The organism is Bradyrhizobium sp. 1 (assembly GCF_023073315.1).
Lineage (GTDB): Bacteria > Pseudomonadota > Alphaproteobacteria > Rhizobiales > Xanthobacteraceae > Bradyrhizobium.
The window spans coordinates 40,201-53,518 of sequence record NZ_JADPJH010000010.1; the positions used below are offsets into that span (position 1 = coordinate 40,201).

Here is a 13,318-nt window from a genome sequence, read left to right on the forward strand (position 1 = left end):
TCCATTATGGCGGAGAGGGAGGGATTCGAACCCCCGATAGGCTTGCACCTATGCCGCATTTCGAGTGCGGTACAATCAACCACTCTGCCACCTCTCCTAGGCGCCAAATCGGGGGCGGGCCCCCGTGGTTGGAGGCGTTAATAGGCGAGGATGGCGGGCCAGACAAGGCGCGAAAGGGGAAAATCCGCTGCCTCTTTCAGCCCCGCACCAGCTGAGAGCCCCGTTTCGGTGGGAATGGGACTCCAGGGATTGTTGTTTTGACGCGTTTTCTCGGACGCGAACCGGCGTCCGCTTCGCTTGAAAACGCGCTTGCCCGGAGGAACTGCCGTGGAGCACCTGACCATCAAGGCCAATGGCGCCGATTTCCATCTGGTCCGCGCCGGCCACGGCAAACCGCTGCTTTTGCTGCATGGCTGGCCGGAATTCTGGCTGACCTGGGAGCCGGTGATGGCGCGGCTGGCCGACCGGTTCATGCTGATCGCGCCCGATCTGCGCGGTTTTGGCGAGAGCGACAAGGCGGATGGCCCTTATGGGCCGGACGGCCACGCGGCGGACATGCTGGCGCTGATGGAGGCGCTCGGCATCGACCGATTCGGCGTGGTCGGTCATGATGTCGGCGGCGCCGTGATGCAGCCGCTGGCCCGGCAGGCGCCCGAGCGGGTGGCCGGGCTGTTCTTCTTCGATTTCGTCTATCCCGGGATCGGGCCGCGCATGGCGGCGCCCGATCGGCTCAATCACATCTGGTATCAGTCGTTTCACCAGATGGAGATGGCGCCCGCGCTCGTTGGCGCGAGCCGCGACAGCTGCCGGCTCTATATCGGCCACTTCCTGAAAGACTGGGCGCATCGCAAGAACGCCTTCGACGATGCCCTCGATGCCTTCGCCGACAATTTCTTCAAACACGGCAACCTCGCCGGCGGCTTTGCGCATTATCGCGCCTCGCATGCCGGGCGTATCGCGATGATCAGGGGCGAAGCACCGCAGCTGGCGCCGATCAATTTGCCGACCTGCGTGCGCTGGGCCGAGCACGATCCGCTGTTTCCCTATGCCTGGACCGATCGGCTGGGCGAGACCTTTGGCGAGCTTGATCTCGCGATGTTTCCGGGGGTCGGACACTTCCCGCATCGGGAGGATCCCGACCGCGCAGCGGCCGAGATCGCGACCTTCTTTCAGCGCATCGGCTGGAACTGAGCGCGCGGCGAGAAGCAGGCGGTGTCAGCTGCCGAACACGACCAGGGCCGTGAACAGAACCGGCAAGCTCCCCAGCGCGACCACGATAATGCGAAACATGAGATCGTTGCCCATGGCAGCCATCTTAGGCGCGAGAGCGCGGCCGCATAGTGCAGTTTGTGCCAGGACGGCGTCTCGAAGGATGGGCCGCAGAGAAACGGCCTTGAAGGGGTGGGACCGCCAGACGCGGTAAACACTGGCGGTCCCGTGCCGCTCATTGAAATACTGGCTGGGAAGGGCGGCTTCGCCGGCCAGGTGAGGCGACAATTCGACCGTAGCGTGCGGCCTGTGCGCCGCAACGCAAACCGGTCCTTAACCTAACCAGTCAAGGTTACTCCTTGTCGTTCTTACCTTTTTTCTTGCCGTTCCCCGTGGAATCCCCGTCTTTGCCGTTGTCCTTGCGGCGGTTGGTGAAGCGGGCGTTGCCGAGACCGGTGCCGATGGTGAGCACGCCCCAGCGATCGACGTCCTGCATGAACGGCACCTCGGAGAGGCCCTGAACCACGCCGTCATTGTGCATCAGGATCGCGGTGTCGTGCTCGCCGATGGACGGGATGCCCTCGAGCAGGCTCCCCGGCAGGTTGAACTTGCTGCTCTCCCAATTGCCCGGCAGGTTCTGCGCGCCCTTCTCGATCGAGCCGTCCTCGTTGATCACGCCGGGACAGGCGATGCCGATGAAGGGCGCGAGCTTGTAGCCGTCTGTCTCGGCCTCGGTGATCAGCCCCTTCAGCATCTTGGTGAGCCGCTTCACCGCGCCTTCGCGGGTCGGCTCGTCGTCGGCGTGACGCCACAGCTCGGATGTCACGACCTTGGCCTTCGACAGGTCTTTTGCCTTTTTCCAGCTGGTCTCTACGAGGCCGCAGCGGATGTTGGTGCCGCCGATATCGACGGCGAGGATGCTGTCGTGAGCTTCGAAGATCCAGGACGGCGCCAGATGCAGCGCGCCGATCAGGCCAGCTTCATCCGGATGATGGCGGATCGGCACCATGTCGATCTTGAACTCCTCGGATTTCAGGATGATCTCGGTGCGCGCGATCGCGAGCTCGCCGAGCCTTGAATCGCGGAATCCGCCGCCGACCACGATGCGCTCGGTCTTGGCCCAGGCCTTGGTCTTGAGGAAGCGGCGGGTGACATAGGCAAGCTCCTGGGCAAAATCCTCGATCGCGCTATGCACCACGGCCCAGGCCTCGGTGTCGTCGCCGATCAGGATGGCGTCCAGCGTCTTCTTGCTGATCTCATCCGACGGCTCCTTGCCGAACGGGTCCTCGCCGGACTTGCGCAGCGGCTTGCGCCAGCGCTCGAGGATTTCGCGGAACGCACCCTTGCTGGCGCGGTCGCCGAGAAAACCGTCCTCGTCCTTGATCTCGATGTTGAAGCTGTCGATGTCCACCGACGGCAGCCGCGCCGCGCCATGGGTGGCGATACCCGTCGTGGTCTTGACCAGTTCGTCTGTTGCCATGGTAGCCCCTTGCCCGTGTGACTTAATTCGCGGGGACAACGGCGGGGGAACCCGTTGGTTGCGGCGCGGTCTGAAATTCAGCTGCGGGTCCGGAGTTGGCCCAAATCCTTCAAATCCGGGCCGTTTTCGCCCGCTTTTCCTTGACTCTCGGCGGTCGGCGGCTATAAGTCCCACAACCGGCGCGGGGCGTTTCTCGCGCCGCTTGTTTTTGCGTGGGTTTTCAAAGGGATAATCCCCGCCCGCACAAAACTCGCAATAAACCCATAGCGACTGACAAAAAGCCGGCCCGGACGATTCTCGTCGCGAGGCCGGGATTTGAACACGGAGAAAAAACGATGTTCGCAGTCATCAAAACCGGCGGCCGGCAGTACCGCGTCGTTCCGGATGATGTTCTCGAAGTAGGCAAGATCGAAGGCGAAGTCGGCTCGATCATACAGTTGAACGAAGTTCTGTTGGTCGGCGGCGACACGCCGATCCTGGGCCTGCCCACGGTTGCGGGTGCGTCCGTTGCGGTCGAGGTGCTCGACCACAAGCGCGGACCCAAGGTCATCGCGTTCAAGAAGCGCCGCCGCAAGAATTCGCGCCGCAAGCGCGGCTATCGCGACGAGATCACGGTGCTGCGCATCTCCGAGATCCTGACGGACGGCGCCAAGCCCACCAAGGGCCCGCGTCCGAAGCGGGAGAAGGTGGCGAAGCCGGAGACCACGTCCGAAGAAGCCGCCGCATAAATTGATCACGCGCAATCACGAATTGATGCGTGAGAAATTGTGAAATGATTCCGTCAAGGAATTGATCTAGAAATACTCAGGATTTCGGAGACGAGCCATGGCTCACAAAAAAGCAGGCGGTTCATCGCGCAACGGTCGCGATTCCAAAGGCAAGCGCCTCGGTATCAAGGCGTTCGGCGGGGAAGTTGTGATTCCCGGCAACATCATTGCGCGTCAGCGCGGCACCACCTGGCACCCCGGCCTTAATGTCGGCATGGGTACCGACCACACTTTGTTCGCCAAGATCGAGGGTCGCGTCACGTTCCAGGCCAAAGCCAATGGCCGCACCTTCATCTCGGTACTTCCGGTCGCAGAGGCGGCTGAATAGACGGTGGATCAAATTTGGAGTCCGCCGGGTCCTACCAAACCGGCGGAGTTCAGAGATCGAAAGATCGAAGGCTCCAGGGGAGGCAGGGAAACCGGCCTCCCCTTTCGTTTGACGAGTTCACTTTTCACTTAGTGACTTTGACGGAGCCGGACATGTTGCAGGATTTCTCGAGCGTGACCGTGCAGGAGGCGAGACCGAGCGTCGTCGCCACCGAGCGGCTGACCTTGCGGCGGCCGACCCTCGCCGACGTCAGGACCATCGCCCTTCTCGCCAACGACCGCCGTGTCGCGGACAACACCCGCCGCCTCCCGCATCCCTATTCGCAGGACGACGCCGTCGCATTCATCCGCGCCACCTCCACGCTCGGCAGCGAGACCGTGTTCCTGATCGAGCACGACAGCGGGCCGGTCGGCATGGTCGGCATCGATCGCTCCACGCCCGGCAATGCCGAGCTCGGCTACTGGCTCGGCGTAGAGCATTGGGGCCGGGGTTATGCAACCGAAGCCGCGCGCGGCGCGATCGACTTCTTCTTCGAGGAATTCGAGGACGATCATCTTTATGCGGGCGCGCGCGTCACCAATCCGACGTCGCGCAACGTGCTGGAGAAGTGCGGCTTCCAGTGGAGCGGCGTGCAGCTGCACCGCTTCCTGGCGCTAGGCTCATCCACGCCGGTCGATTGCTTCCGCCTCTCGCGCGGGGTGTGGTCGTCGCTGAAGAGCTGGAGCAGCGCGCGAAGGATGAGGTAGCGCGTCGACGCTTACCCTCCCCTGGAGGGGGAGGGTCGATCGCGCATAGCGCGAGCGGGGTGGGGTGATCTCTCCACTCGGGCAGCGTTCGATGCGGAGAGACCGTCACCCCGCCCCGTCTCACATTTCGCTGCGCTCAATGTGAGCCGACCCTCCCCCTCCAGGGGAGGGTAAGGGTCAGGCCGGCGGATTCACGTCCACGGTCACGCGCCCGAGATCGCGCTCGCGCAGGTAAATATAGAACCCGGCGCCGATGATGATGGCGGCGCCGACGATAGTGGCGATTTCGGGCACGTCGCCGAACACGATGAAGCCGAAGATCACGGCCCAGACGATCATCGAATATTGATACGGCACGACCACACTCGCCGGCGCGAGTTTTAGCGAGCGGTTGACGCAGAACAGCGCGGTCACCGAGATGACCCCCGCCAGCGCAAAGATCACGAGGCTGCCCGGGCTCGGCGGCACCCAGTGAAATGCCGACAGCACCGCACCCAGCAGGAACGTGCCGATGAATTGCGAGGACGCCATCACGATGTCAGGCGTCTTGCGCAGGCTGCGGGTGATCAGCATCAGGGTTGCGAATGACAGGCTGCCGCCGAGCGCGATCAGCGCCGGCAGGCTGATCGTCTGCGCCGACGGCCGCAGCGCAATCAATACGCCGCAGAAGCCGATCAGAATCGCGGTCCAGCGCCGCCAGCCGACCTTCTCGCGCAGAAAGACCGCCGACATCGCGGTGACGAAGATGGGACCGGCAAGATAATAGGTGATGACGTCGGCAAGCGGCAGATAGACCGTCGCAATGAAGAAGGCGGCGACCTCCAGCGTCGACAGCGTGACGCGAATGAGCTGCAACCACGGCCGCTCCATGTGAACGAAGTCCTGGCGCTGCCGCCAGATGATCGGCAGCAGCAGCAACAGCGCCGCGCAGGCGCGCAGGAACAGCAGCTGTCCGACCGAATAGGTCCCGACCAGGAACTTGCCCATGGCGTCGCCGAACGAGAACATGAAGATCGACAGCACCATGAGCCCGATGCCGGCGAGGCGCGCCGATCGGTCGTCATAGGCGGAGAGGTTCTTGAAGAAGGGCATTGATACGAATGTGAGTTCGGGGGCTCGTCGTTGCGAGGAGCTCTTGCGACGAAGCAATCCAGTCGCGGAGAGAGCGCAGCAGACAGGCGACTAGAGTCGCTTGGGGCCGTTTTAATGGCGTGAGCGCCCGGGACAAGCCCGCCCTCGCCGAATTGAACGGATTGTCGCACTCTTCGCGGCGCGGTAGCGATAGGTGCCGCACCGACAAGATGAGCCAAGACATGACCGACTTCGATCCAACCCAGCATCGCATGATCCTCACGCAACGCTGGTTTGAGGATTTCGTGGTCGGTGAGCGCTTCGTGATCCCGAGCCGGACCCAGACCAATGCGGTATTCGCGGCGTTCCAGACCGCGAGCGGCGATACCCATCCTGTCCATTACGATGTGGAGTATTGCCGCAGCCGCGGCATGCCGCATCTGCTCGCCCACGGCTTCCAGACCCTGATCCACACCGCGCCGGGCGCAGGCCTGTTTCCGTTCATGGTCGAGGACTCCCTGGTCGGCTTCCTCGAGCAGTCGAGCCGGTTCCTCAAGCCCGTGTTCGCCGACGACACCATCTATCCCGCGCTCGAGGTCACCGAGCTCGTGCCGGGCCGCACGACCGGTACAGTCACGCTCAAAAGCACCGTGTTCAACCAGCGCAAGGAGCTGGTGCTGGAGGGGATGCAGAAATTCCTGATCCGGCGCCGTCCGGCTGGTTAATCACGGCCTCAAAATCGCGGAATTTCGGCCGATTCAGGGATAAGTCCGGGTTGCCGGGCGTGCCCGGCTGGCCTACCTATGCCCCATGAAATTCCTCGACGAAGCAAAGGTCTATATCCGCTCCGGTGACGGCGGAAACGGCTGCGTGGCGTTCCGCCGCGAAAAATTCATTGAATTCGGCGGCCCCTCCGGCGGCAATGGCGGCCGCGGCGGCAATGTCATCATCGAGGTCGCCGATGGCCTCAACACGCTGATCGACTATCGCTACCAGCAGCACTTCAAGGCCCAGAAGGGCGAGAACGGCTCGGGCTCGGACCGCCACGGCGCCAACGGCAAGAACATCGTGCTGAAGGTGCCCGTGGGCACGCAGATTTTTGACGAAGACCGCGAGACCCTGATCCACGACTTCACCAATGTCGGCGAAAAGTTCGTTCTCGCCGAGGGCGGCAATGGCGGCTTCGGCAACGCGCATTTCAAAACCTCGACCAACCGCGCGCCGCGCAACGCCAATCCCGGCCAGACCGGCGAGGAACGCTGGATCTGGCTGAAGCTGAAGCTGATCGCCGATGCCGGCCTCGTCGGCCTGCCCAATGCCGGCAAGTCGACCTTCCTCTCCAAGGTCAGCGCAGCGCGGCCGAAGATCGCCGACTATCCCTTCACAACGCTGCATCCGCAGCTTGGTGTCGTGAACGCCGACGGCCGCGAATTCGTGCTGGCCGACATCCCCGGCCTGATCGAAGGCGCGCATGAAGGCGTGGGCCTCGGCGACCGTTTCCTCGCCCATGTCGAGCGTTGCCGCGTGCTGCTGCACCTCATCGATGCAACCTGCGAGCATGCCGGCAAGGCCTACAAGACGGTGCGAGCGGAGCTCGATGCGTATGGCGGGCTGCTCACCGACAAGATCGAGATCGTCGCGCTGAACAAGATCGACGCGGTCGAGCCGGACGAGTTGAAGAAGCAGAAGGACCGGCTGAAGCGCGCCGCCAAGAAGACACCGCTGCTGCTCTCGGGCATCACCGGCGATGGCGTCAAGGAAGCGCTGCGCACGCTCGCCGACGTGATCGGCGAGGCCCCGGTGTCCAACAAGGCCAAGAGCGCGGCCGAAGCAGAGCCCTGGTCGGTTTGATCCGGTCGGCCCAAGGGCCCGCCGCTTGCCTTGGCCGGCGCGATAGCGCAGCCTCAAAAATCAAGAAACGACAGGGGCGAGGCATGGCGCGCGCGAAGAACGTTCTCTGGATCATGTGCGACCAGCTTCGCTATGATTATCTCGGCTGCACCGGCCATCCCACGCTGAAGACGCCGAACATCGACGCCATGGCCAAGCGCGGCGTGCTGTTCAGCAAGGCGTATGTGCAGTCGCCGATCTGCGGACCATCGCGGATGTCGTTCTACACTGGGCGCTACATGCGCTCGCACGGCTCGCACTGGAACGGCTGGCCTTTGCGCGTCGGCGAGCCCACACTCGGCGATCATCTGAAGAAAATCGGCGTGCGCAACGTGCTGGTCGGCAAGACCCACATGGCGCCCGATCTCGAAGGCATGAAGGCGCTCGGCATCCCGCCGGAATCGATGATCGGCGTGCACGTCGCCGAATGCGGTTTTGAGCCGTATGAGCGCGACGACGGCCTGCATCCGACCGGTCGGCCGCGCCCGAAATACGATGAGTATCTGCGCCAGCAGGGCTTTGAAGCCACCAATCCCTGGGAGCATTGGGCGAATTCTGGCGCGGCGGAAGACGGCTCCTTGCAGAACGGCTGGCTGCTGGTGCATGCCGACAAGGCCGCGCGCGTGCCGGATGAGCATTCCGAAACGCCTTACATGACGCGGCGCGCGATGGATTTCATCAGCGAAGCCGAGACCGACGGCCGGCCGTGGTGCCTGCATCTGTCCTACATCAAGCCGCATTGGCCCTATATCGCGCCAAAACCCTACGACAGCATGTATTCGACGGCGGACATGATTCCGGCGATCCGCTCCGAGCGCGAGCGGCAAAATCCGCATCCGGTGTTCGGCGCCTACATGGACATGCGCTACTCCCGCAACATGGCGCGCGACGAGGCCCGCGAGAAGGTGATCCCCACCTATATGGGCCTGATCACGCAGATCGACGACCAGATGGGCGTGCTGATGAAGTTTCTGGAGGCGCGCGACCTCCTTGAGACGACCATGATCGTGTTCACCTCCGATCACGGCGATTATCTCGGCGACCACTGGATGGGCGAGAAGGACCTGTTCCACGAACAGTCGGCGAAGATTCCGCTGATCGTCATCGATCCCTCGAAAGAGGCCGACGCCACGCGCGGCACGCGCAGCGATGCGCTGGTCGAGGGCATCGATCTCGCGCCGACCTTCGTCGATTATTTCGGCGGCAAGGTGCCGGGTCATATTCTCGAAGGACGCTCGCTGCTGCCGCTGCTGCGCGGGCCGACGCCGCCGGATTGGCGCAAGGTGGCGTTCTCCGAATACGATTACGCGATGCAAGACGTGCGGCTGAAACTGAACCAGCCGATCGAGCGCTGCCGCCTGTTCATGGTGTTCGACGGCCGCTGGAAATACATCCACGCCTCCGGCTTCCGCCCGATGCTGTATGACCTCGAAACCGATCCGGAAGAGTTTCTGGATCGCGGCGACGCCCCTGATTGCGCCGGCGTCGTCGCGCGGTTGCAGGCCGAGCTGTTCGACTGGGCGCTGCATCCGAACGACCACATCACCACGCCGCGCGAGAAGATCGCGAATTATGCGGACAACCAGCTCCAGGTGAAGGGTGGGGTTTTGATCGGCATCTGGGACGAAGCCGAACTGGCGTCGATCAAGGACGGCATCGCGCAGCGCGCGATGATGTAGGGCGTTCTTCGCCTCTCCCCGCTTGCGGGGAGAGGGAGACGGCTCAATTCTCGATCTTGTATCCCGTCGCCTTGACGATCGGCTGCCAGAACGCCGTGTTCGCGGCGAGCTCCTTCGACAATCCATCCGTATTGCTGCCGACCGGAATCAGCCCGATCGCGGTGAGCTTCTCCTTCACCTCGGGCTTGGCGAGCGCGGCACTTGCGGCCGCACCTAACTTGCTCGCAAACTCCGGCGGGCTGCCGGCGGGGAGCCACATGCCGTACCAGGCGTCGGCGACGAGATCGATGCCGCTTTCCTTCAGCGTTGGAACGTCGGGCGCGAACGGCGAACGCTCCGCGCTACTGACTGCGACGATCTTCACGCCCTTGGCACGATGCTGCGGCAGCGCATCGGCGAGCGTGGTGATCCCAAAGGAAATGTGCCCACCGATGATGTCGTTGAGGATCGGCGCGCTGCCGCGATAGGGCACGCGGGTCAGCGGAATGCCGAGATCCTTCTCGAGCTTGGAGCCCATGAAATGCGGAATGGTGCCGTTGCTCGGCACGCCGAACGACGTCTTGTCCGGATGCGCCTTCAGCCAGGCGACAAATCCGTTGAAATCGGCGGCGTCGATCCCCGGGCCGATCACGACGGCGAATTCGAATCGCGCCAGCAGCGACACCGGCAAGAAATCCTTCGCCGTGTCGAAGCTCGGCGCCGTCTCCACCATCGGCAGCAGGTACATGGTCGGGCCCGTCGTCACCAGCACCATGCTGCCATCGGGGCTTGCGCCCTTCACCGCCTTGATGCCGATCAGGCCGTCGCCGCCGGTGCGGTTCTCGACCACGATGGTTCGTTGCAGCACCGGCGCCATCTCCTGCGCAATGAGCCGGCACAGCGTGTCGCCACCGGCGCCCGCCGCAAACGGGAAGATAATCTTGCTCAGCCCGGCCTGCGCTTCCGCCTCGCCCGCCTGTGCAAGTAGCGGCAGGCCAAGAGATCCGGCCATACAACCGGCCATGAATTTGCGGCGATCCATTCGTTTCCTCTTTCAGCCCATTATTGGTTGGCGGCATTAGAGCCGGGCCAGCGCTTAAGACAAGACCGACCTTCGCCGTTTACCATTCCGGCCGCCTTGCGCCGGCCATCGTCCTGCTGCAAAAGCAGGCCTTAGCGACACAGCCGTTTCGCTCCGCCGCTTCCCGAGCAATTCGTCACACGCGCCAACACATACACACATGGCCAGCCCCGAACTCAGTCAATTCCGCCGCATCGTCGTCAAGGTCGGCTCCGCGCTGCTGGTCGATTCCGACAAGGGCGAAGTGCGGGCGTCATGGCTCGCCGCACTCGCCGACGATATGGCCGAGCTGCACCGCGAGGGCCGCGACGTGCTGGTCGTGTCCTCGGGCTCGATCGCGCTCGGCCGCAGCCGGCTGAAGCTGCCGCGCGGCCCGCTGAAGCTGGAAGAGAGCCAGGCCGCCGCCGCGGTCGGCCAGATCGCGCTGGCGCGAATCTGGTCGGAGGTGCTGGGCGCGCACGGCATCGGCGCCGGGCAGATCCTGGTCACGCTTCAGGACACCGAAGAGCGCCGCCGCTATCTCAACGCCCGCTCCACCATCGGCAAGCTGCTGGAGTGGCGCGCGATCCCCGTGATCAACGAGAACGACACGGTCGCCACCAACGAGATCCGCTACGGCGACAATGACCGCCTCGCCGCGCGCGTCGCCACCATGGCGAGCGCCGATCTGCTGGTGCTGCTGTCCGACATCGACGGACTCTACGACGCCCCGCCGAAGAACAACCCGAACGCAAAGCTCATTCCCGTCGTCGACAGCATCTCCTCCGAGATCGAGGCGGTGGCGGGAGACGCCGAATCCGAACTGTCGCGCGGCGGCATGCGCACCAAGGTCGAGGCCGCCAAGATCGCAACCACCGGCGGCACACATATGCTGATCGCCTCCGGCAAGATCGAGCATCCGTTGCAGGCGATCGCCGATGGCGGCCGCTGCACCTGGTTCCTGACCCCGGCCAACCCCATCACCTCGCGAAAACGCTGGATCGCGGGCACGCTGGAGCCAAAGGGCACGCTGACCATCGATGCCGGCGCGGTGACGGCGCTGCGCGCCGGCGCCAGCCTGCTGCCGGCCGGCGTGATCAAGGTCGAGGGCCAGTTCGCCCGCGGCGACGCCGTGATCGTCCGCGGCCCCGATACCAGCGAGATCGGCCGCGGCCTGATCGCCTACGACGCCGAGGTCGCCGAGCGGATCAAGGGCCGCTCCTCCCCGGACGTGATGGCCATCCTCGGCATCAGCGGCAGGTCGGAGATGATCCACCGCGATGATCTGGTGATGGGCGGGTAAGCGACAAAACGGCAGGCGCGGAATTAAAGTAAGGTCAAACCTTTTTGCCACGCTTCTGAGCGGCCAACCGTTCGCGTCCCCGAGCCTTGATACCTTCGAACCACTCCGCGCCGACCTCTTCCATCGGCCCGCTGTCAAAGCCCTTCTGGATTTCGGCCCGCAGTGCTTCCAGCTTGACCTTGCGCCTCTCCTCACGCTCTTCGACAAGGCGAAGGCCTTCACGCATCACCTCGCTGGCGCTGGCGTAGCGGCCGCTCTCGACCAGATTGTCGATCAAGTCCTCAAAATGCTTGCCAATGCTGTAGCTGGTCGGCATCGCAGGCTCCGTTATTAAGTATTGATATTCCGCGATATTTTGACGGCCCGCAAGGATCCGTCCGGCCTCCGCCTAACCCGGCCATTGGCCTACCTCACGGCGCGGACCGGGCCCCTGCCATACCCTCCCCGCCCTTCGCAAAAGTGGGATTTCCGTGCTAGGACACTGCCTTAGCAGAAGGTTGAACTCCCCATGGCCGCCCCCCTCAAAGCCGTTGACGGCAATGCCGATCTTCAGGCGCTGATGACCGATCTCGCCAGCCGTGCTCGCGCTGCCGCGCGCGTGCTGGCGCTGGCGTCGCCGGAGCAGAAGAACCGGGCGCTCGAGGCCATGGAGCGGGCGATCCGCGCGAATGCTGCGGCGATCCTCGCCGCCAATGCCGAGGATGTCGCCGAGGCCCGCGCCTCCAGCAACATGACGGGGTCCTTCATCGACCGCCTGACGCTGACGCCGGCGCGTGTCGAGTCGATGGCCGAGGGCGTCGGCATCGTGCGCGGCATCGCTGATCCCGTCGGCATCATCACCGAGAGCTGGCAGCGCCCGAACGGCATGACCATCGAGCGCGTGCGCGTGCCGCTCGGCGTCGTCGGCGTGATCTTCGAGAGCCGGCCGAACGTTGCGGCGGACGCCGGCGTGCTGTGCCTGAAGTCGGGCAATGCCGTGATCCTGCGCGGCGGCTCGGACAGTTTTCGGTCCTGCCGCGCCATCCATGAATGCCTGGTGCAGGGCCTGCGCGAAGCGGGCCTGCCCGAGGCCGCAATCACGCTGGTGCCGACGCGCGACCGCGCGGCGGTCGGCATGATGCTGTCAGGGTTGAACGGCGCCGTCGACGTGATCGTGCCGCGCGGCGGCAAGAGCCTCGTGGCGCGCGTCGAGCAGGAGGCGCGCGTGCCTGTGTTCGCGCATCTCGAAGGCGTCAATCACGTCTATGTCGATGCCAGCGCCGACCTCGCCATGGCGAAGTCGATCGTGCTCAATGCCAAGATGCGCCGCACCGGCGTCTGCGGTGCCGCCGAGACGCTGCTGGTCGATCGCGCCGCTGCCAGCAAGAACCTGAAGCCGCTGATCGAGATGCTGATCGAGGCCGGCTGCGAAGTGCGCGGCGACGCGGCTGTGCAAGGAACGGATGCGCGCGTAAAACCGGCCAGCGAAGACGATTGGGACACCGAATATCTCGACGCGATCATCGCGGCGAGGGTGGTCGACGGCGTCGACGGCGCGATTGCCCACATCCAGACCCACGGCTCGCATCACACCGACGCGATCGTGAGCGCGGATGAGGTGGCTGCGAAGAAATTCCTGAGCGAGGTCGATTCCGCAATCGTGCTGCACAACGCCTCGACGCAGTTCGCCGACGGCGGCGAATTCGGCTTCGGCGCCGAGATCGGCATCGCCACCGGCCGCTTCCACGCGCGCGGCCCGGTCGGCGCCGAGCAGTTGACGAGCTTCAAATATCGCGTTCACGGCACCGGGCAAACGCGGCCGTAAAG

The 13,318-nt window shown here is 64.2% G+C and carries 13 protein-coding genes and 1 tRNA gene; 9 read left to right on the plus strand and 5 right to left on the minus strand.

Features of this window, described 5'->3' with window-relative positions; all coding sequences use genetic code 11:
• Window positions 1-7: 7 nt before the first annotated feature.
• Window positions 8-97: transfer RNA gene (locus tag IVB29_RS02775), tRNA-Ser, on the minus strand.
• Window positions 98-327: 230 nt separating this feature from the next.
• Here IVB29_RS02775 and IVB29_RS02780 point away from each other — a divergent pair.
• Window positions 328-1,191, plus strand: a complete 864-nt coding sequence (locus IVB29_RS02780; protein WP_247501870.1) for an alpha/beta hydrolase — start codon at window positions 328-330, stop codon at window positions 1,189-1,191.
• Window positions 1,192-1,561: 370 nt separating this feature from the next.
• On the opposite strand, the gene IVB29_RS02785 is transcribed toward IVB29_RS02780, so the two are convergent.
• The gene (locus IVB29_RS02785; RefSeq protein ID WP_247501871.1) at window positions 1,562-2,689 is read right to left on the minus strand and encodes an ROK family protein; all 1,128 of its coding nucleotides are present in this window, start codon (window positions 2,687-2,689) and stop codon (window positions 1,562-1,564) included.
• A gap of 335 nt (window positions 2,690-3,024) precedes the next feature.
• Between IVB29_RS02785 and rplU the strand changes: the two genes are divergently transcribed.
• The 3 genes from rplU to IVB29_RS02800 all read left to right on the plus strand — a co-directional run bounded on the left by rplU (window position 3,025) and on the right by IVB29_RS02800 (window position 4,530).
• Window positions 3,025-3,417: a 50S ribosomal protein L21 gene (gene rplU / locus IVB29_RS02790; protein ID WP_247501872.1), complete on the plus strand. Its 393-nt coding sequence runs from the start codon at window positions 3,025-3,027 to the stop codon at window positions 3,415-3,417.
• Window positions 3,418-3,514: 97 nt separating this feature from the next.
• Entirely contained in the window at window positions 3,515-3,784 is a 270-nt protein-coding gene (rpmA, locus tag IVB29_RS02795) for a 50S ribosomal protein L27 (protein WP_092028004.1), read from the plus strand.
• Window positions 3,785-3,936: 152 nt separating this feature from the next.
• On the plus strand, window positions 3,937-4,530 hold the full coding sequence (locus IVB29_RS02800; RefSeq protein WP_247501873.1) for a GNAT family N-acetyltransferase: 594 nt from the start codon (window positions 3,937-3,939) through the stop codon (window positions 4,528-4,530).
• Between the two features lie 177 nt (window positions 4,531-4,707).
• On the opposite strand, the gene IVB29_RS02805 is transcribed toward IVB29_RS02800, so the two are convergent.
• A complete protein-coding gene (locus tag IVB29_RS02805; protein ID WP_247501874.1) occupies window positions 4,708-5,622 on the minus strand; it encodes a DMT family transporter in 915 nt (304 codons plus the stop codon).
• A 221-nt stretch (window positions 5,623-5,843) separates the two neighbouring features.
• On the opposite strand from IVB29_RS02805, the gene IVB29_RS02810 reads away from it, so the two are divergent.
• The 3 genes from IVB29_RS02810 (at window position 5,844) to IVB29_RS02820 (ending at window position 9,170) form a co-directional block, all read left to right on the plus strand.
• A complete protein-coding gene (locus IVB29_RS02810) occupies window positions 5,844-6,326 on the plus strand; it encodes a MaoC family dehydratase (RefSeq protein ID WP_247501875.1) in 483 nt (160 codons plus the stop codon).
• A gap of 85 nt (window positions 6,327-6,411) precedes the next feature.
• Window positions 6,412-7,452, plus strand: a complete 1,041-nt coding sequence (obgE, locus tag IVB29_RS02815; RefSeq protein ID WP_247501876.1) for a GTPase ObgE — start codon at window positions 6,412-6,414, stop codon at window positions 7,450-7,452.
• 83 nt (window positions 7,453-7,535) lie between these two features.
• On the plus strand, window positions 7,536-9,170 hold the full coding sequence (locus tag IVB29_RS02820) for an alkaline phosphatase family protein (RefSeq protein WP_247501877.1): 1,635 nt from the start codon (window positions 7,536-7,538) through the stop codon (window positions 9,168-9,170).
• 43 nt (window positions 9,171-9,213) lie between these two features.
• Here the strand turns inward: IVB29_RS02820 and IVB29_RS02825 are convergent, their stop codons facing one another.
• Entirely contained in the window at window positions 9,214-10,191 is a 978-nt protein-coding gene (locus IVB29_RS02825; protein WP_247501878.1) for a Bug family tripartite tricarboxylate transporter substrate binding protein, read from the minus strand.
• 199 nt (window positions 10,192-10,390) lie between these two features.
• Here IVB29_RS02825 and proB point away from each other — a divergent pair, with 199 nt between their 5' ends.
• On the plus strand, window positions 10,391-11,512 hold the full coding sequence (gene proB, locus IVB29_RS02830) for a glutamate 5-kinase (protein ID WP_247501879.1): 1,122 nt from the start codon (window positions 10,391-10,393) through the stop codon (window positions 11,510-11,512).
• A gap of 34 nt (window positions 11,513-11,546) precedes the next feature.
• Here proB and IVB29_RS02835 read toward each other — a convergent pair whose 3' ends face one another.
• Window positions 11,547-11,828 (minus strand): type II toxin-antitoxin system ParD family antitoxin, encoded by a 282-nt coding sequence (locus IVB29_RS02835; RefSeq protein WP_247501880.1) that lies wholly within the window; start codon window positions 11,826-11,828, stop codon window positions 11,547-11,549.
• Window positions 11,829-12,020: 192 nt separating this feature from the next.
• Between IVB29_RS02835 and IVB29_RS02840 the strand changes: the two genes are divergently transcribed.
• Window positions 12,021-13,316, plus strand: coding sequence for a glutamate-5-semialdehyde dehydrogenase (locus IVB29_RS02840; RefSeq protein ID WP_247501881.1), 1,296 nt, complete (start codon window positions 12,021-12,023; stop codon window positions 13,314-13,316).
• Window positions 13,317-13,318: the final 2 nt, after the last annotated feature.

Excerpts from the sequence above, each read along its gene's own strand:
- IVB29_RS02785 (WP_247501871.1), bottom strand. The coding sequence starts at position 2,689 with ATGGCAACAGACGAACTGGTCAAGACCACGACGGGTATCGCCACCCAT.
- IVB29_RS02825 (WP_247501878.1), bottom strand. The coding sequence starts at position 10,191 with ATGGATCGCCGCAAATTCATGGCCGGTTGTATGGCCGGATCTCTTGGC.
- rpmA (WP_092028004.1), top strand. The coding sequence starts at position 3,515 with ATGGCTCACAAAAAAGCAGGCGGTTCATCGCGCAACGGTCGCGATTCC.
- IVB29_RS02835 (WP_247501880.1), bottom strand. The coding sequence starts at position 11,828 with ATGCCGACCAGCTACAGCATTGGCAAGCATTTTGAGGACTTGATCGAC.
- IVB29_RS02840 (WP_247501881.1), top strand. The coding sequence starts at position 12,021 with ATGGCCGCCCCCCTCAAAGCCGTTGACGGCAATGCCGATCTTCAGGCG.
- rplU (WP_247501872.1), top strand. The coding sequence starts at position 3,025 with ATGTTCGCAGTCATCAAAACCGGCGGCCGGCAGTACCGCGTCGTTCCG.
- IVB29_RS02820 (WP_247501877.1), top strand. The coding sequence starts at position 7,536 with ATGGCGCGCGCGAAGAACGTTCTCTGGATCATGTGCGACCAGCTTCGC.
- obgE (WP_247501876.1), top strand. The coding sequence starts at position 6,412 with ATGAAATTCCTCGACGAAGCAAAGGTCTATATCCGCTCCGGTGACGGC.
- IVB29_RS02800 (WP_247501873.1), top strand. The coding sequence starts at position 3,937 with ATGTTGCAGGATTTCTCGAGCGTGACCGTGCAGGAGGCGAGACCGAGC.
- IVB29_RS02805 (WP_247501874.1), bottom strand. The coding sequence starts at position 5,622 with ATGCCCTTCTTCAAGAACCTCTCCGCCTATGACGACCGATCGGCGCGC.
- proB (WP_247501879.1), top strand. The coding sequence starts at position 10,391 with ATGGCCAGCCCCGAACTCAGTCAATTCCGCCGCATCGTCGTCAAGGTC.
- IVB29_RS02810 (WP_247501875.1), top strand. The coding sequence starts at position 5,844 with ATGACCGACTTCGATCCAACCCAGCATCGCATGATCCTCACGCAACGC.